This is a genomic window from Foliimonas ilicis, from assembly GCF_039939195.1.
Classification (GTDB): Bacteria; Pseudomonadota; Alphaproteobacteria; order Rhizobiales; family Rhizobiaceae; genus Foliimonas; species Foliimonas ilicis.
This window is the reverse complement of the sequence record NZ_JBDUUH010000005.1, coordinates 76,439-93,065: the sequence shown is the minus strand read 5'-3', so window position 1 is coordinate 93,065 and position 16,627 is coordinate 76,439. Positions and strand designations below refer to the sequence as shown.

General features: G+C 57.2%; 15 protein-coding genes. 5 read left to right on the top strand and 10 right to left on the bottom strand.

Annotated elements, in window-relative coordinates:
* The first annotated feature begins 255 nt into the window (after nt 1-255).
* The 4 genes from ABFT80_RS12780 (at nt 256) to ABFT80_RS12765 (ending at nt 4,170) form a co-directional block, all read left to right on the top strand.
* Complete coding sequence (locus ABFT80_RS12780; RefSeq protein WP_347972309.1) at nt 256-1,254, top strand: sugar ABC transporter substrate-binding protein; 999 nt, start codon at nt 256-258, stop codon at nt 1,252-1,254.
* Nucleotides 1,251-2,252, top strand: a complete 1,002-nt coding sequence (locus ABFT80_RS12775; protein WP_347972308.1) for an ABC transporter permease — start codon at nt 1,251-1,253, stop codon at nt 2,250-2,252. Before ABFT80_RS12780 ends, ABFT80_RS12775 begins: the two co-directional genes overlap by 4 nt.
* Nucleotides 2,249-3,013: an ATP-binding cassette domain-containing protein gene (locus ABFT80_RS12770; RefSeq protein WP_347972307.1), complete on the top strand. Its 765-nt coding sequence runs from the start codon at nt 2,249-2,251 to the stop codon at nt 3,011-3,013. The genes ABFT80_RS12775 and ABFT80_RS12770 overlap by 4 nt, the downstream gene beginning before the upstream one ends.
* Before the next feature lie 71 nt (nt 3,014-3,084).
* Nucleotides 3,085-4,170: a Gfo/Idh/MocA family protein gene (locus ABFT80_RS12765; RefSeq protein ID WP_347972306.1), complete on the top strand. Its 1,086-nt coding sequence runs from the start codon at nt 3,085-3,087 to the stop codon at nt 4,168-4,170.
* 225 nt (nt 4,171-4,395) lie between these two features.
* Here ABFT80_RS12765 and ABFT80_RS12760 read toward each other — a convergent pair whose 3' ends face one another.
* The 7 genes from ABFT80_RS12760 to ABFT80_RS12730 all read right to left on the bottom strand — a co-directional run bounded on the left by ABFT80_RS12760 (nt 4,396) and on the right by ABFT80_RS12730 (nt 11,658).
* Nucleotides 4,396-5,214 carry a DeoR/GlpR family DNA-binding transcription regulator gene (locus tag ABFT80_RS12760; protein ID WP_347972305.1) on the bottom strand — a complete coding sequence of 273 codons (819 nt, stop codon included), beginning with the start codon at nt 5,212-5,214 and terminating at the stop codon, nt 4,396-4,398.
* Between the two features lie 88 nt (nt 5,215-5,302).
* A complete protein-coding gene (locus ABFT80_RS12755; RefSeq protein WP_347972304.1) occupies nt 5,303-6,073 on the bottom strand; it encodes an SDR family NAD(P)-dependent oxidoreductase in 771 nt (256 codons plus the stop codon).
* 8 nt (nt 6,074-6,081) lie between these two features.
* Nucleotides 6,082-7,176, bottom strand: a complete 1,095-nt coding sequence (locus ABFT80_RS12750) for an ABC transporter ATP-binding protein (RefSeq protein WP_347972303.1) — start codon at nt 7,174-7,176, stop codon at nt 6,082-6,084.
* Nucleotides 7,177-7,185: 9 nt separating this feature from the next.
* Complete coding sequence (locus tag ABFT80_RS12745) at nt 7,186-8,007, bottom strand: carbohydrate ABC transporter permease (protein ID WP_347972302.1); 822 nt, start codon at nt 8,005-8,007, stop codon at nt 7,186-7,188.
* Nucleotides 8,008-8,009: 2 nt separating this feature from the next.
* Complete coding sequence (locus ABFT80_RS12740) at nt 8,010-8,882, bottom strand: carbohydrate ABC transporter permease (RefSeq protein ID WP_455189934.1); 873 nt, start codon at nt 8,880-8,882, stop codon at nt 8,010-8,012.
* Nucleotides 8,883-9,014: 132 nt separating this feature from the next.
* The gene (locus tag ABFT80_RS12735; RefSeq protein WP_347972300.1) at nt 9,015-10,325 is read right to left on the bottom strand and encodes an ABC transporter substrate-binding protein; all 1,311 of its coding nucleotides are present in this window, start codon (nt 10,323-10,325) and stop codon (nt 9,015-9,017) included.
* A gap of 79 nt (nt 10,326-10,404) precedes the next feature.
* Nucleotides 10,405-11,658, bottom strand: coding sequence for an ADP-dependent glucokinase/phosphofructokinase (locus tag ABFT80_RS12730; RefSeq protein ID WP_347972299.1), 1,254 nt, complete (start codon nt 11,656-11,658; stop codon nt 10,405-10,407).
* Between the two features lie 347 nt (nt 11,659-12,005).
* On the opposite strand from ABFT80_RS12730, the gene ABFT80_RS12725 reads away from it, so the two are divergent.
* The gene (locus ABFT80_RS12725) at nt 12,006-13,052 is read left to right on the top strand and encodes a hypothetical protein (RefSeq protein ID WP_347972547.1); all 1,047 of its coding nucleotides are present in this window, start codon (nt 12,006-12,008) and stop codon (nt 13,050-13,052) included.
* 216 nt (nt 13,053-13,268) lie between these two features.
* Here ABFT80_RS12725 and dmpG read toward each other — a convergent pair whose 3' ends face one another.
* The 3 genes from dmpG to ABFT80_RS12710 form a co-directional block, all read right to left on the bottom strand.
* Nucleotides 13,269-14,291 carry a 4-hydroxy-2-oxovalerate aldolase gene (gene dmpG / locus ABFT80_RS12720; RefSeq protein ID WP_347972298.1) on the bottom strand — a complete coding sequence of 341 codons (1,023 nt, stop codon included), beginning with the start codon at nt 14,289-14,291 and terminating at the stop codon, nt 13,269-13,271.
* Nucleotides 14,288-15,223, bottom strand: a complete 936-nt coding sequence (locus tag ABFT80_RS12715; RefSeq protein WP_455189933.1) for an acetaldehyde dehydrogenase (acetylating) — start codon at nt 15,221-15,223, stop codon at nt 14,288-14,290. Before ABFT80_RS12715 ends, dmpG begins: the two co-directional genes overlap by 4 nt.
* Before the next feature lie 122 nt (nt 15,224-15,345).
* Nucleotides 15,346-16,278: a LysR family transcriptional regulator gene (locus ABFT80_RS12710; protein WP_347972297.1), complete on the bottom strand. Its 933-nt coding sequence runs from the start codon at nt 16,276-16,278 to the stop codon at nt 15,346-15,348.
* Nucleotides 16,279-16,627: the final 349 nt, after the last annotated feature.

Here is a 16,627-nt window from a genome sequence, read left to right as displayed (position 1 = left end):
TGCATTGCAGTACATCAAAAGTCTCTACGCACCATTTTAAATCTTGACGCGTGTTAAATTTTTATAAAACATGCGACAATGCTGACACGGCATCGGTCAGCGCTCTGGGAGGAGAAATGCCTGATATGAAAGATAGCCCGTACCGGGGTTGGACTCTGCAAATCGCAGCGCTGGCCTACGTCACGTCAGATTCAGGCACTCAGTTCGCCGAAGAATGAGCCGATTACAGCACGATCAACAATGGGAGGAACAGAAATGCGCATGCTCAATCGCCTGATGACCGGGGCTGGTCTGTTTGCAATGATGATTTCGGCACCGGCCTACGCCGAAGACGCACCCCGCGTCGCCGCCGTAATCAAGGGTCTCGACAACCCCTTCTTCCAATATATGCGTCAGGGTATCGACGAGCAGGCCAAAACCAGTGGCGCTGAGGTCAGCGTGCAGGCAGCGGCGAATATGGGTGACGCGACGGGACAAGCCGATCGCCTGACAGCCATGGCGATGCAGGATTTCGGTTGCTATCTGGTCAACCCGATCAGCGTAAGCAACCTCGTGCAGGCACTGGTGCCTGTCGCGCAGAAAAAGACGCCGATCGTCAATATCGACAGTACGATCGACGCCGAGCAGGCCAAGGCCGCCGGTTTTGCCATCAGTACCTATATCGGCACTGATAATGTCGCGGCTGGTGTACTGGCCGGCGAGGAAATGCTGAAGCTTGTTCCGAATGGCTCCAAGGTTGCTCTGATCGCAGGCGTCGTCGGCGATATCGGCGGCAATGCCCGCATCAAGGGATTCAATCAGGCCGTTGACGGAAAGCTCGACGTCGTGGTGATGGTCAGCGCCGATTGGGACCGTGAAAAGGCCCTTACTGCGGCAACGGACATCCTGCGCGCGCATCCCGACCTTGCGGGCTTCTTCGCAGCCAACGACATAATGGCGCTTGGCGTTCAGCGCGCCGTACAGGGAGCGGGCAAGGAAGGACAGGTCAAGGTGATCGGTCTTGACGGCATCGTCGATGCGCTGAAATCCGTCGCAGCCGGCGAACTCGCTGCCACCGTTGCTCAGTACCCCTTTGTTGTCGGAGCGATGGGCGTCGAGGCCTGTGTGGCTGCCGCGAAAGGTAAAACGCTTCCCGCCAAAGTCGACGCGCCGGTTCTCTTGATCAACAAGGAAAATGCCGAAGCCTCGATCAAGAGTTTCCCGCGTCCCGGCGGTGATTATCCGGATCCGTTCCGCGAGATGTTGCAACAGTGAGCGCGCCCGGCGAAAACGCATCCTCCCAGGCAGCGGGCGCTGTCGGGGAGAGCCGCCCTTCCCTGGCGGCTCTCCTCACAGATCTTTCATTCTGGGCCGACTGGGCATCGGTCGTCGGGCTGGTCGGTCTCGTTATCGTCTTCGGCATCGCCCAGCCGGTCTTTCTGAGCATAGCCAATCTGCAGGCATTGTTGCTGGCGGCATCGATCCTTGTCGTTCTTTCGATCGGCCAGACCTTCGTCGTGGCAACCGCAGGCATCGACCTTTCGTTGGCGGCAGCCGTCATGCTGGGCGCCATAATCCTCGGCCTCGTCAACGCGGCAGGCGGTGGGATTTTTCTGGCCTGTGTTCTCGCTGTCGTCGCGACCAGCCTTGTGGGCTTCTTGAACGGTGTCATCATTACGGTCGGCAAAATTCCCGATTTCGTGGTGACGCTCGGCACGCTTTCGGCCGTCACGGGTCTCGGCCTGATCCTGTCGGGCGGAGAACCGACGATGGTGAGCTCGACCTTTCTATTGCGGCTGGCCTCGGGCTCCTTCGGGCCATTCGGCTATCCGGTCTGGGTGGCAATTGCCGCCGTTCTCGTGGCCCACATCGCGCTTTTTTACACCCGTTTCGGTGTTCATCTTCTGGCAACGGGCGGTCAGACTGAAAGCGCCCGCTCGCTGGGCATCAGAACGAACGGCGTCAAGATCGCGGCCTATACGATTTCCGGCTTCTGCGCGGGGATTGCTGCGCTGCTGCTGGTTGCACGTATCGGTTCCGCCGAACCTCTAATCAACACCAGCCTCCTCCTCAATTCGGTGGCCGCAGTGGTTCTGGGCGGGGTCAGCCTGTTTGGCGGACGCGCCAGCATTTTAGGCCCGGCGATCGGCGCTCTCATGCTCACTACGCTGGTCAACGGGCTGACGCTGCTCAACGTATCGGCTTTCTACCAACCCCTGGCCGTGGGCGCTATCGTGGTGCTGGCTGCCTTGATCATGCGGTATCAGCGATGAGCGCCGTCAAACACTCCTCGTCTTCTGATGCCATCCTGGCCTGCGAAGGTTTGAGCAAACATTTCGGCGGTATCCGGGCGTTTACCGACGTCGATTTCCAGGCTCGCCGCGGCGAAGTAACCGCGGTGATCGGCGATAATGGTGCCGGGAAGTCCACGCTGATGCGCTGCCTGGTCGGCGTGCACACGCCGGACGCGGGCAATATCTTGTTCGACGGACAGTCCCACCCCTTTGCCAATCCAGACGAGGCACGTAAAGCCGGCATCGAAACCGTCCACCAGAACCTGGCATTGATCGATGAACTGACAGTCGCGCAAAACCTCTTTCTCAATCGCGAGATCGTGCGCCGGATCGGTCCTTTTGCCCTGCTCGACAGGCCCGCCATGACAAGACAGGCTCGCGAGATGTTGTCGCGCCTCTCGATCAACGTACCCTCGGTCACCCAGCGGGTGCGGCGCCTCTCCGGCGGACAGCGGCAGGCAATCTCGATCTGCCGTGCGGTCGGCTCCGGGGCCAAGCTTGTTGTGATGGACGAACCGACCGCGGCACTTGGGGTGCAGGAAACCGCCAATGTCGAAGCGCTGATCCGTCGGCTGCGTGAGCAGGCTGTGAGCGTCATTCTCGTCAGCCACAATTTCGATCAGGTCCGTCGCCTCTCTGATCAGATCTGGGTAATGCGAGCGGGGAAAATGGTCGCGACCGTGCGTTCGGCCGAGACCACCGGCAACGAACTCGTTGCGCTCGTAACCGGTGCTGCATGACACGAATGGCGAAACGCACAAGCCGCACGTCTTGCTGCTGCAGAAAAGATTAACTTGCAAAGGAGCTTGCAGTGGCGGTGATCCGTGTAGGACTTATAGGACTTGGCGAAGTTGCGCAGTCGATCCATCTGCCGGTGTTGAGCGACCAGCGCGACCGCTGGGTGATCGCCGGTCTCTACGACGTCTCACCTAGCCTCCTGAATCTATGCCAATCCAGATACCCGACTGCCACGGCCTTCGATTCAGCCGAGGCGCTGATCGACGCGCCAGACATAGACGCGGTTTTCGTACTCTCGTCCGACGATACGCACGGTCGCTTCGTACGCACGGCCATTCAAGCGAACAAGCACATTCTGCTGGAAAAGCCTGCCTGTCTGACGGTGCGGGAGATTGACGAACTTCTGGCGCTCTCACAGGATTACGCAAAGACGATCTTCGTCGGCTATATGCGGCGCTATGCTCCGGCCTATCTGACCGCAAAGCAGGAACTGCCTGCATTCGACGACATCACCCATGTCCGCATCTTCGACTTGATCTCCGAAGGCCGGCATTTTCTCAAAAAAAGCCAGAATATCCTCTATCCGACCGATATCGACCCGGCGCTGCTGGCACGAGGAGGGCAGGAACGCGAGACCCTGATACGCGAAGTAGTGGGCATCGATGCGCCTGCCGATCTCGTTCGTGCTTATCGGGGGCTGACCGCGCTGAGTTCCCATCATATTTCGGCAATGCGGGGACTGCTGGGCGAACCGGTTCGCGTGCTTTCAGCCCACCGCACCAATGGCGGTGCCAATACAGGCGTGACCTTCGACTACGGGCATTTCGCTGCCTATTACGACGCTGTGGTCGACGACCTCGGACTGTTCGATGCGATGATCGAAGTGAGGTCGAACACGAAGCGGGTTCGCATCATCTACGACACCCCCTACATCCGCAGCCTGCCGACGCGGCTTGAAGTAACCGAAAGCGGCTCAGGCGGCCCGGTGACGAGAACATTCGGACCACTCTACATGGACGCTTTTTCCAATGAGCTGGAAATCTTCCACCGCCATATCACTGACGGCACAAAGCCGCTTACCGATCTAATGGACTCAAGGCGCGATCTGGCGCTGATGGCGGAAATTATCGAAAGTATGAAACGCACTTCTACTGCTTAGCTGTCGGTCGCTGCACGGCCTTCTCCACACCACCGGTGAAGCTGACACGGTGCACTACCGATGGGCACCAGGCTTGTCCGCGAGCATTTTTTGAGAGCTTTGTAGTCTCCCAGTCGTTGAAACCCGCATTTTGAACCGATTCGCGTTTCTTTCTCCCACTACGGGACAAGGATGCGGTTGACGCATTGAGCAGTCAGCGAATTATATTGGAAAGAACTGGACCAGCTACTCTTCGTGTTCAGTCACCGAGACAGTAGTTAGGGTCGTTCCAAAAGTACGAATGCCGGCTGCGATAGCTGGGTCGATCCCTTCATCCGTAATCACCTCCGATATCTGTGACAGATCGCCGAACGTGCAGAAGGCGGGTGCCTGGAATTTTGAGCTGTCGACAAGCAGGATCGTGGAACGTGCCGAGAGGATCATTGCGCGTTTGATGCTGGCTACTTCCAATGTCGCATCTGTCAGAAGCGATCCTGTAACGGCATAGGAACCGATGAAACAGACATCCGCATGGATCGTGTTGAAAAAAGATTGACCCGGCTCTCCAGCAAGCAGGTTAGAGCCCGATCGCACTGTTCCTCCCGTGACGATGACCCGCCATTGAGGCACGCTCGCGCCTATGCGGGCGACCTCGATATTGTTTGTAACAACCGTCAGATTGATCTGCCGCAGCGCCAGCACTTTCACCGCCTCGATAACGGTGGAACTTGAATCGAAAATTACACTTTCGCCGCCATTGAGGCGCATCGCGGCCAATTGGCCGATCGCGTTTTTCTCACGATGCTGAAAATGAGCGTTCAGGTTGGATTCGCGCTCGAATGTAGCGCGCAGCGGCGGGACGAGAAGCACACCGCCATGCGTTCGCTCCAGATATCCGCCTTCGGTAAGCTGTTCGAGGTCGCGGCGGATCGTGGACGCAGACCCGCCTATCTTTTCCGTGAGTTCCTGAATGGAAGCAGTGCCGTTACGCCGGACATATTCGAGAATCAGAGCACGGCGTTTTGCCGGAATCATTTCGACCCGTTTCGTCGCATGAGTGTACATAACGTCGGATCATCCTTTCCGCTTGCCCTCTTGGCTCGAACTACCGGAACCGCCAGCCCGGCCGATCTAGCATAGCCTCCGCTCATCGTTACCAGATGGTATATCCGCAATCCACGACTACGATGGAACCTGTCATTGCACTTGAAGCGTCGGTCGACAGAAAGAGGATCGCGGATGCAATCTCTTCCGCAGTTGCGACACGTTTCATCGGTGTGCCATCCATCCAGATCGGGAACAACGCCGGTTCGGAAAAACCGCCGCGAGACATGACGGTATCGACGTAAGTCGGAGCCACTGAGTTGACGCGAACGCCACGCTCGGCCCATTCGCCAGCTAGCGATTTCGTCATGTGATGGACGCCCGCCTTTGCGGCGTTGTAATGCACCTGACGCTGGGGCTTGTTGGAAATCAGGCCTGACATTGAACCAACGGTAACGATTGAACCGCGTCCGCGCTCAAGCATTGCGCGCCCAAATTCCCGGCAGGCCCAATAGCAGCCGTTGAGATCGACATCCACGACCTTGTGCCAGACCTCATCAGACATGGATTCTCCCGGCGTATCAGGCCACGCGATCCCGGCATTGGCGATCAGGATATCGATGCCGTGTTTCGCATTCGCCTCCGCCGCAGCGCGCCCGACAGCCTCGGAATCCGTGACATCGAGCAACACTGTCTCCACGTCATATCCTTTAGCGGCAAGTTCGGCACGCCCGCTGTCCAGGACATCCCGATTCCTGTCGGATATGACGACGCCAGCGCCATACTCGAGCAGGGCCTCCGCCGTGCAGAGGCCAATGCCCCTGCCGCCCCCGGTTATGAATGCCCATCGTCCCGAGAGATCAAACTTATTCTTGTACATCGCTTTTCTCACATTGCCTTGGATGTATCTGGCCGCGAAACCGCTTGTCCATCGGGCCCGAAAACGTGAAGTCGCGAAGGTTCGATCAACAGCTTGACTATGTCATCAACCCGCGCCAGCGCCGCATCATCGGTCTTCACCGTAACAAGCTGCTTGTTTGCCAGTTCGATATGGATCAGCGTTTCCCCGCCCAGATGTTCGACCACAGTGACCCGACCGGCGAGCGGTCCGTCAGAAGCTATTTTGAGCGATTCCGGTCGAATACCGATTGTCAGGCTGTCGCCGTCGGCAAGGTCGGGCGCGAATGGCAGAGATATCGTGGTTCCATCATTCAGTACCGCCTCAGCAGTATGGCCGACGCGACGCAACACGCCAGACAGCAAGTTCATTTTCGGCGCGCCAATGAAGCCGGCAACAAAGGTTGATACAGGGTTTGAATAGATTTCCATCGGGGAACCAACCTGCTCGACCAGTCCCCCATTCAGTACGACGATGCGGTCTGCCAATGTCATGGCTTCTACCTGATCGTGCGTCACATAAATCATGGTAGCGTTGAGTTCTCGATGAAGCTTCGCCAATTCGATGCGCATCTGCATGCGCAGAGCAGCGTCCAGGTTGGATAGCGGCTCATCGAATAGAAAGACCTTGGGATTGCGTACGATTGCCCGGCCTATCGCAACCCGCTGGCGCTGGCCGCCCGACAATTGGCCCGGCCTGCGATGCAGATAAGGCTCCAGTTGCAAAATTCGGGCTGCATCAAGCACTTTTGCACCGCGCTCGGCCTTGGCCACACCTGCCATACGCAGCGCAAACCCCATATTTTCGGCAACTGTCATGTGGGGATAGAGCGCGTAGGACTGAAACACCATGGCCAGCCCGCGTTCATCTGGCTGCACGGTGTTGACGCGTTTGTTGTCGATGAAGAGATCGCCTGCGCTGATGGTTTCAAGCCCCGCTATCATGCGCAACAGCGTGGTCTTGCCGCAACCGGAAGGCCCGACCAAAACGAGGAACTCCCTGTCCTCGATATCCAGATCGACACCCTTCACGACTTCAAGGGCGCCGTAGGATTTGCGAATGTTTGCGAGAGTAACGGTCGCCATGATTATCCCTTACTTGACTGCGCCAAAGGTCAGCCCGCGAACCAACTGACGCTGTGTAAGCCAGCCCAGGACCAGGATCGGGCCGATCGCGAGCAGCGACGCTGCAGAAAGCTTCGCCCAGAAAAGGCCTTGCGGACTCGAGAAGGATGCGATGAACGCCGTCAGAGGTGTCGCGTTCGAAACCGTCAGATTGATACTCCAGAACGCCTCGTTCCAGGCCAGAATGACGGATAGCAGCGCCGTCGAGGCGATCCCCGGAGCGGTCAGCGGCACGAGCAGATAGATAAACTGCCGAAGTGGCCGCGCACCGTCGAGCCGGCCCGCTTCAAGTATCTCGCGTGGAACTTCGCGGAAGAAGGTAAAAAGCATCCAGACAATGATCGGCAGGTTCACCAGCATATAGAGGGCGACGAGACCCATCCGGCTGTCCAAAAGCCCTGCCGAGCGAAACATGAGATAGATGGGGACCAGAACGCCGACGGCCGGCATCATCTTGGTAGAAAGCATCCAGACGAGAAGGTCCTTGGCGTGTTTTCCGGGATGGAAGGCGAGAGCATAAGCGGCAGGCAGGCCTATCGCCAATCCCAGCAAAGTGGAGCCGAAGGAGACGATCACGCTGTTCGTAAAGAAATGCAGATAGTCTGCACGTTCGAGAACCTGCTCGAAATTCCGCAGCGTAGGTTCGAAGAAAACAACCGGGGGGCTTGCGACGGCCTGCGGCTCCCGCTTGAAGGCTGTCATTGCCATCCACAGGATCGGAAAGAACATAAGAAGAGAAAGGCCCCATCCGACGGCTGCCGCAAAGATACGTTGTGCGAGAGGTCTCTCCATGGTCAACGATCCAGATTGTGGGAAATGGTGCGCACCAGAAAGAATGCGACAATGTTGGCGAGGATGATGGCGATGACGCCACCTGCCGAGGCACCTCCTACATTGTAGTCGAGCAGGGCGGTCTTATAGATCAGGAACGGCAGCGTAGTGGATGCATTGCCGGGTCCGCCCGCCGTCGTAACAAAAATTTCCGCGAACACCGAGAGAAGGAAAATCGTCTCGATCATGATGACGATGGTGATGGATCGCGACAGGTGCGGCAGGATGATAAAACGAAACAGCCGAAAGCCCCGTGCACCGTCCATTCTGGCAGCTTCTAACTGCTCTCGGTCGAGCGATTGCAATGACGTGAGCAGAATAAGTGTAGCGAATGGAATCCACTGCCACGCGACAATGATACCGATGGATGTGAGCGGCAGTTGGGCGAACCAGTCGATCACCGGCAGGCCAAGTGTGCGTGAAATATAGGCGAACAGCCCGTTCACCGGATGCATCAGCATGTTCTTCCAGATCAACGCGCTGACGGTCGGCATGACAAAGAATGGTGCAATGCACAGGAGGCGCGCGACCGACCTGCCTGGAAAGGGCTGGTCCAGCGCCAGTGCGCATGCGAGGCCGAGGACCACGGACGCAATCAGCACACCGGCCACAAGCAGGACGGTGTTGATGAGTGCGTTCAGCAGACTGGGATCGGTGAAAAGAAACGCGTAGTTGCGAAAGCCAACGAACCCGCTCACCGTCGGATCGAGAAGATTGTAACGCTGGAACGAGAACCACAGCGTCAGCGCGAGGGGCACAATCATCCAAAGCAGAAGCAGAATGACTGAAGGCGCCAAAAGGGGACGCGTGGCGACCCTCGGGCCTGTTCCTGCAATGGTGTCACTAATGCTCATTGTGCCATCATGTTCAAACCGAAGGAGATTTAAGGTAAAACCCTCTCCGTCCGGCGCTCATGCCGGCGAAGGCGGGACGGCCGCCGGAAAAGTCCGGCGGCCGCGATTGTATGGCTACTTCTTGGGATAGCCTGCCTCGTCGACAGAACGCTGCGCAATGACCTGTGCGGCCTTGAGCGCATCATCCACGGACTTCTGGCCGGCGATGACCGCGGCAAACTCCTGCCCAACGCCCGTGCCGATCGACTGGAACTCGGGAATCCCGACGAAGCCAATACCGCGATAGGGCACGGGCTCCTGCGTCGGGCCGTTCACATCCGCCGTCTCTATCGTATCCAAGGTCAGCTCGGCAAAAGGCGCCGCCTCGATATATTCGGGATTGGCGTAGGTGGACTGCCGCGTGCCGGGCGGCACCGTCGCCCAGCCGGTGTCTTCGGCAACGAGTTTGATGTAGTCTTTCGAGGTTGCCCAATAGATAAACTTGTTGGCTGCCTCTGGCGACTTGGACGAGACTGGCACTGCGAGCGACCAGGCCCACAAGTAATGGTTACCCTTGTCGAACTTGCCATAGGGCGGGTGAGCGTAACCTACCTTGTCGATCACCGAGCTTTGGTCGGGATCGGCGAGGAAGCCAGCCGATACGGTGGCATCCACCCAGATGCCACACTTGCCACTGGCAAACAGAGCAAGATTCTCGTTGTAACCATTCGACGAAGCGCCGGGAGGTCCGTAATTCTTGAGAAGGTCGACATATGTCGACAGCGCCTCTTTCCACTCTGGTGTGTCGATCTGCGCCTTCCATTCCATGTCGTACCAACGCGCGCCGAAGCTGTTGGCGGCCGGTGTGATCTGTCCGACATTCTCGCCCCAGCCGGGCTTGCCACGCAGGCAGACGCCGTAGACACCATTTGACGGATCGTGGATCTTGGCACCGACTTCCCCGATGTCCTTCCAGGTCGGACGCTCGGGCATGGTGACGCCCGCTGCTTCCAGCAGATCCTTTCGATAGAAAGTCATCTGACTTTCGGCATAAAATGGTAGAGCATAGAGCTTGTTATCGAAGGAAAGCCCATCGCGGACCGACTGGAGAACGTCTTCCAGATCGTAATCTGCCGGCACCGAGTCGAAGGCCTTCAGCCAGCCGCGCTCACCCCACATCGGCGCCTCGAACATGCCGATAGTCATCACGTCATACTGGCCGCCATTCGTCGAAATGTCGGTGGTCAAGCGCTGGCGAAGTGTGTTCTCCTCAAGCACTACCCAGTTGAGTTTTATGTCTGGATTGTTCTGCTCGAACTCTTTGGACAAACGCTGCATGACGACCATGTCGTTGTTGTTCACAGTCGCGATCGTCAAGGTGGTGTTGGCGTAAGCCGCGCTGGACATCAGCGTCCCGATAAGCGTGGTCAAGACAAGTGATTTCATTTTTCTTCTTCCTCCTCCATTTGCCGGCCGCGCCGGATTGACCAATGGACCTCGCCATCCATTTCAAAGTTGCAATGCATTAATCCTTTGCTCGTGTGCATCCCTGCACACCCAAGATGAGCAGGCACCCCGCCGTAAAGGTGTCGCCAAGACCAAGTGTTGTGACCGGCCGTGCAACGTAGGGACTGGGCACTATCACCGTATTCCAGCCTTCCGGTCCGCTTGCTGATCCGAATGGCAGGGGATCGAAGTGAGCGTGCCCGGGAATATTCGAAGGAGCCACAGGCTGCCCCGCTGCTGCGCGACTGCTCGCGAGCAAACAGCCCATCATCAACGCCTGACGTTCGATTTCAGGATTGTCGCGCGTTACGCTGACAGCCCATTGATCCGCATGCACGCACACGCGACGCAATCCGAGCCATTCGCCCATCGCACTCATTGCGCGGGGTAGGTCGTGCAGTTCTATGCCCCTCGGATGCATGTCGAGGAACTCGGAATGACTCATGCCGATTGACGTCAGTCCACTGCCGGGAATGACATCGACAATCCGGTCTCGCGGTGGAGCGGATTGGAACCCGCTCATTTCCAGATGAATCGTCTTCAGGCCCGCGGCTGCCCATGCGCGCGTCAGCGAGAAGACGCGCTCGAGTTCTGAATCGAGCATCTCTTCCGGGATTGCACTGAACCCGGCGACAAGACCGGAACCAGCAATTGCCGCATGATCTCGAGTGAACGCCTCGAAATCACTATCATGCTCCAAACCGGGATCGTCGAAACGCACGATGATGCGTGTCGACCTTCTCGGCACGACATTGCCGATGGCGATGCCCGCAGTGTATTCGAAGATAAAGATATTGGCGCGCCGGGTACCCCGCGCCGACGCTTTTCCAGATGAGACGAGCTTGCCATCTTCGACCAGAAGCACCGCTTCTGGCAATTTCGACAGCATATGTCTGCTTCGATCTTCGAGATTGAGGATCGCATCGGCGCCAAGCGTGGACAGGACCCACGCCGCATGCGGACCTGTACCGCCGAGCGAGTAGCGAGGCGACAGCCTTTCCGTGAGCCAAGTGGGGCCTTCTGGCCATTCCACGCGCACCTCGCCACCGACACCTCGAGCAGCGCGTTGCTTTAGCATGCTCGCGAAGGCGATGGCTTCCGGCGGGCAAGCGTCGTTTAGAAAGGGCTCCAGATCGGATATCTTGATGGTTGCGTCAATGCACGCACTCATCCCGCAAAATGTCAGCGGGGCACTTTCGGCAATCGATGGCAAGCGCTCGGCCAAAGAGCGGTACTCTTCGGAAACCGGGCATTTCTCCGCTTTTGCCAGCACGGGCTCCTCCAAGCCTACCTCCTCCTGCTGTTCTTCCATTCTTTTCATACAGCGTCAAACTGTCAACCAAAAAACTCCATAACTGCGCGTATTGGAGCAGGAATTTGGTGTTTTGGCGCAAAGTGTTCAATCATTCTGGACTATGCTTCGATTCTATTCATTCGGTTCTACTTCTCAAAATTCCACACATCCTATTGATATATATAATAATTTTTTCTTTAGCCCATTCCTGATGAGCATTGACATGTAGCGAATTTTGGAAGTTGAAATATTTTGAGAACATATGCTATCTAATGAAAACTTCCGTCGAGAGGGTTGGCCTCCTGCGGATCCAAAGAAGAGGAGGCATCATGCTGCGGCTGGATCAGAAACTCGAAAATATTCGCTCCGGACGCTATAAGCCGTCCGACTTCATCATTGCTGACGCCAAGGACAGCGATATGGGCTCCGGCGTGACGGGAACCGGATTCCTGCGCAACGAGGACGGGACTCAGGGCAGGCAGCGTACACGCGCAGAATTCATTGATGCGATCGAGGAAGTCGTGCGGCAGGATATCGTCGACATCATGCTGGTGTCAGTGGCCAATCTCGACCTTCTGCATGAGCGCGGGACTTTCGACAAAAGCGCGGTCAAGCCTGCGATACGCGCGAACGAGACCACCGATTGCTGGGGATCCGTGCGTCACGGTCGTTACACGCATCATGCTTCGCGGCCTTTTCGCACCGCGCATCTGCCACAGGTAATGTGGGGTACCGAGACACCGCAGCCGGGCAAGTCGGTGACAGGCACCGATCTTGGTCTCTATTCGGTGACATTCAACAACGACCTTGATGCCGACATGGCATCGCTGGACGCCTTCGCGGATTTTCGCCGCGATGCCGCGTCCTGCGGCTTCAAATATTTCTACGAGGTTTTCGCCCCGAATATCGATTGCGGCATGAACCGCGAGCAGATCGGCGAATACATGAACGACTGCATTTTGCGATCCTTGGCAGGTGTCTCGAAGGCAGATAGACCGCAATTTCTCAAGATATTCTACAATGGGCCAAAGGCGCTTGAGGAACTGGCAAGCTTTGACTCCACGCTTGTCGTCGGCATTCTGGGCGGCGGCGCCGGCACCACGCGCGATACTTTCGAACTCGTGGCACAGACTGAAAAGTATGGCGGCCGGCTTGCCCTGTTCGGGCGAAAGATAAATCTGGCTGAAGCTCCCCTCGCCCTGATCGCGCTTATGCGTCAAGTCGCCAACGGCTCGGTTAAGCCGGATGAGGCTGTGCGCGCCTACCACGGTGACCTTCAGAAAGCAGGCATCGTTCCGTCCCGCAAGCTCGAGGACGATCGAACTATAACCGACGCTATCCTCAAGCCAGCGGCAGAACTCAAGGCCGCCTGACTGCGGCTTCTCAAAACCGGCACTGTTTGATGCGGCGCCGGTTTTTTCGAGGATGGGGCCGCCCCCAATTCGCGGCGACATGATAACGAATATCCGGCACAAGAAGTATTTTCCAGAGATTCATTGTGCCCCACCCAATGAATGCGATCGGGCATAAGCGCAGGGCACAAACTACTTATCTATTGAATCTCCCAACGGAGCGGTGGATGACTAGAATTATTGCGTGGCCGATCGCGCTGCGATAATATCCAGCGCAACGTCAACAATCATATCTTCTTGTCCAGCCACCATTTTTCGTCGGCCCAGTTCGACAAGGATCGTGCGGGGATCAACTCCATAAGTGCCTGAAGCCCGTTCCGCATGCCGCAGAAACGACGAGTAAACTCCGGCAAAGCCGATCGCCAGCGTCTCACGATCGACACGCACTGGACGATCCTGCAACGGACGAACAAGATCGTCTGCAGCATCCATGAGCCTATAAAGATCGCAATTATGTTGCAGGTCCAAGCGCGTAGCGACCGCGACCAAAACTTCCAGCGGCGCATTCCCCGCGCCGGCACCCATGCCCGCAAGTGAAGCATCCACCCGATAGGCACCCTCTTCGATAGCGACCACCGCGTTCGCGACGCCCAAAGAAAGATTGTGGTGGGTGTGGATTCCGACCTCTGTCTCGGGCTTCAATGCCTCGCGCAAAGCCTTCACACGTTCGCGCGTCGTATCCATAGTCAGCGCACCAGCCGAGTCGGTTACATAGACGCAGTGCGCCCCGTAGCTCTCCATCAGTTTGGCTTGAGCGGCGAGGGTGACCGGGTCCGTCAGATGCGCCATCATGAGAAAGCCGGACACGTCGAGACCGAGCTTGCGGGCCACCTCAATGTGCTGGGCAGACACATCCGCTTCAGTGCAAAGAGTCGCAATGCGGATCGACTTGACGCCGCATGACTGTGCCCGCTTCAGGTCCTCGACTGTGCCGATGCCGGGAATGAGAAGCGTCGTAAGGCGCGCATTCTTGATAACTGAGGCGACCTCCGAGATCCACTCTTCATCACTATGGCGCCCAAATCCGTAGCTGAAGCTCGATCCGGCAAGCCCGTCGCCATGCGCGATTTCTATCGCATCGACGCCGGCTTCGTCCAAGGCCTCTGCGACGGCCCTCACTGTAGCGAGATCATACTGATGAAGCACCGCGTGCATCCCGTCACGCAACGTAACGTCCTGAATATACAGCTTCCGTTTCATGCTGCGCGTGCCTCCTGCATTTCGACTACTCGCTCTGCGGTGCGCAGAGCAGCAGCGGTCATGATATCTAGATTGCCTGCAAATGCAGGCAGGTAATGAGCTGCGCCTTCGACCTCAAGAAACACACTGACCTTGACCATAGGAGCCTTTGCGTCGATGCCTATCTGCGACACTGCGCTTTCCGGAACAGCCTCGAACTGGACTGGCTGTTTAAGACGGTATCCAGGCACATAGATTCGCACCTCTTCCACCATCTTTTGCACTGATGCACGCATCGCATCCTCGTGGCCCGCTTCTGTCAGTGCAAACACCGTATCGCGCATCATCAAAGGTGGCTCGGCAGGATTGAGAATTATGATTGCCTTGCCGCGCCTGGCCCCTCCGACGACCTCGATCGCACGTGATGTCGTTTCGGTGAACTCATCAATATTCGCACGTGTGCCAGGTCCAGCGGACCTTGAAGCAATAGAGGCAACGATCTCGGCGTAGTGAACCGGTGCGACCTGGGTTAAAGCCGCGACGATAGGAACCGTCGCCTGTCCACCGCATGTCACCATGTTCATATTACGGCGCGAGATATGCTGGTCCAAATTTACTGGCGGAACCACGAAGGGACCTACAGCAGCAGGCGTTAGATCGATGGCAAGCTTGCCGTCGGTCTCCAAAATCGCTGCATGGACCTTATGAGCCCCGGCTGAGGTCGCGTCGAAAACGATGCCGATATCGGCGTAGTTGGGCATGCGTCGCAGGCCTTCTATTCCCTCGGCTGTCGTAACGACATCCATTCTTCTCGCTCGCGCCAGGCCATCGGAGTTCGGATCGAGGCCAACGAGTACACCCATTTCCAGAGGTCCTTTTGACCGCAATACTTTCACCATAAGGTCCGTGCCGATGTTGCCGGATCCAATGATCGCTACCTTAGTTTTTCTCATCACCAACCTTGCCTCACTCTTTGAACCGCAAGCGCATGCCTGAACGGAGACTATTTAGAACTTGCTGTGCTCCGATGGATTGCACCGATCTTGTGGCATCGCCGGTCCCGGATACAGGTTCGTCAACTTCTGCGATCCTCAATTTCGGAGCGAAGTCCTTTCGCGATCGCCTGTATAGTTTTCCGTACATAGGCGCGCACCGGATCCAGATGAGAGCGCTCGTGCCAGTACATCCTGACATCCACTCCCGTTAGCGACAGTGGAGGCGTAAGAACCTGGATCGGCAGGCTTTCCAGTCCTTCATACGCCGCGCGATCGCAAACGCATGCAATCATGTCCGTCGTAGCGACTATGGGCGCTGCCATCGTTGCCGACGGCACGCGGATTCCGGCCGTTCGGCCAAGTCCCTCTCGACGTAGCGCTCCATCCACCAGTGTTTCAATTACCGGAAACGGTGCCGGCGGAGTGCCCCAAAGCACATGAGGGAACTTCACGAACTGCTGAAGGGATATGGCGTCCTGAATCTCCGGATGATGCCGCCCTACGATGCACATTATCCGCTGCGGAAAGAGGCTGACACAACGCAACTGCTGAGGAGGCGTCGAGATGACGTCGATGGAGATGTCGCACTCTCCGTTCTCCAATAGCTCCCCAACACGACGATTATCCACATGCTCCACACGGATCTGAACTTTTGGTGCCCTCGCACGCAAATGTGCCATCAAAGGGGGCATGAATGTGTGAATAGCACCGCTCAGAGTAGTGATGAGGAGCGTCGCCTCCATATCCTCTGGCTCGACGCTATTCGCCGGAGGCGAATAGAGTTCATCAGCAATATTAAGCATTTCATGAACCAATTGTTCAAGTTCGAGTGCCCTGGCAGTCGGTGCAAGACCTCGACTGGTCCGAACCAGAAGTGGATCCTTGAACGCCTCGCGAAGCTTTCCCAGCGCTGAGCTCATGGCGGATTGGCCAATGCCCAGAGCCACGGCCGCACGCGTCACGTGGCACTCGCGCATAAGCACGTTGAACTGCATTAGCAGGTCAAGGCTCATGCGACTTAACGCTCCCCCTCTGCCGCGGGCGTGCCCAATGTCGAACAAGCGCTGTCCGGCACTGAGTTTTGCCTGACTGCGTGCAGTCCATCGTACGTCGTTTAGCATGTCTGTTCCTCCAGAATTAGGACGAATCGGCCTGATGCGAGCTTCGGGGCGACAGAGCCAACAATCCCTCCGGCGTTGCGTTTAAGATCGATACCGACATCGGACGGCCGAACAGGTTTGGTAGGGGCCTCCACTCATGTAACTGCAGCTTTGGACGTTGTGCACCTGCATTGCCCATCAACTGGTGCCTCGTATCGCCAGATACCAGGCATCGTTGTCTTGGCCCCGAAACCATCTCACG

What these genes read in the sequence shown, in the direction of transcription:
- ABFT80_RS12780 (WP_347972309.1), top strand. Translation starts at nt 256, where the DNA reads ATGCGCATGCTCAATCGCCTGATGACCGGGGCTGGTCTGTTTGCAATG.
- ABFT80_RS12770 (WP_347972307.1), top strand. Translation starts at nt 2,249, where the DNA reads ATGAGCGCCGTCAAACACTCCTCGTCTTCTGATGCCATCCTGGCCTGC.
- ABFT80_RS12760 (WP_347972305.1), bottom strand. Translation starts at nt 5,214, where the DNA reads ATGTACACTCATGCGACGAAACGGGTCGAAATGATTCCGGCAAAACGC.
- ABFT80_RS12755 (WP_347972304.1), bottom strand. Translation starts at nt 6,073, where the DNA reads ATGTACAAGAATAAGTTTGATCTCTCGGGACGATGGGCATTCATAACC.
- ABFT80_RS12750 (WP_347972303.1), bottom strand. Translation starts at nt 7,176, where the DNA reads ATGGCGACCGTTACTCTCGCAAACATTCGCAAATCCTACGGCGCCCTT.
- ABFT80_RS12745 (WP_347972302.1), bottom strand. Translation starts at nt 8,007, where the DNA reads ATGGAGAGACCTCTCGCACAACGTATCTTTGCGGCAGCCGTCGGATGG.
- ABFT80_RS12735 (WP_347972300.1), bottom strand. Translation starts at nt 10,325, where the DNA reads ATGAAATCACTTGTCTTGACCACGCTTATCGGGACGCTGATGTCCAGC.
- dmpG (WP_347972298.1), bottom strand. Translation starts at nt 14,291, where the DNA reads ATGAAACGGAAGCTGTATATTCAGGACGTTACGTTGCGTGACGGGATG.
- ABFT80_RS12715 (WP_455189933.1), bottom strand. Translation starts at nt 15,223, where the DNA reads ATGAGAAAAACTAAGGTAGCGATCATTGGATCCGGCAACATCGGCACG.
- ABFT80_RS12710 (WP_347972297.1), bottom strand. Translation starts at nt 16,278, where the DNA reads ATGAGCCTTGACCTGCTAATGCAGTTCAACGTGCTTATGCGCGAGTGC.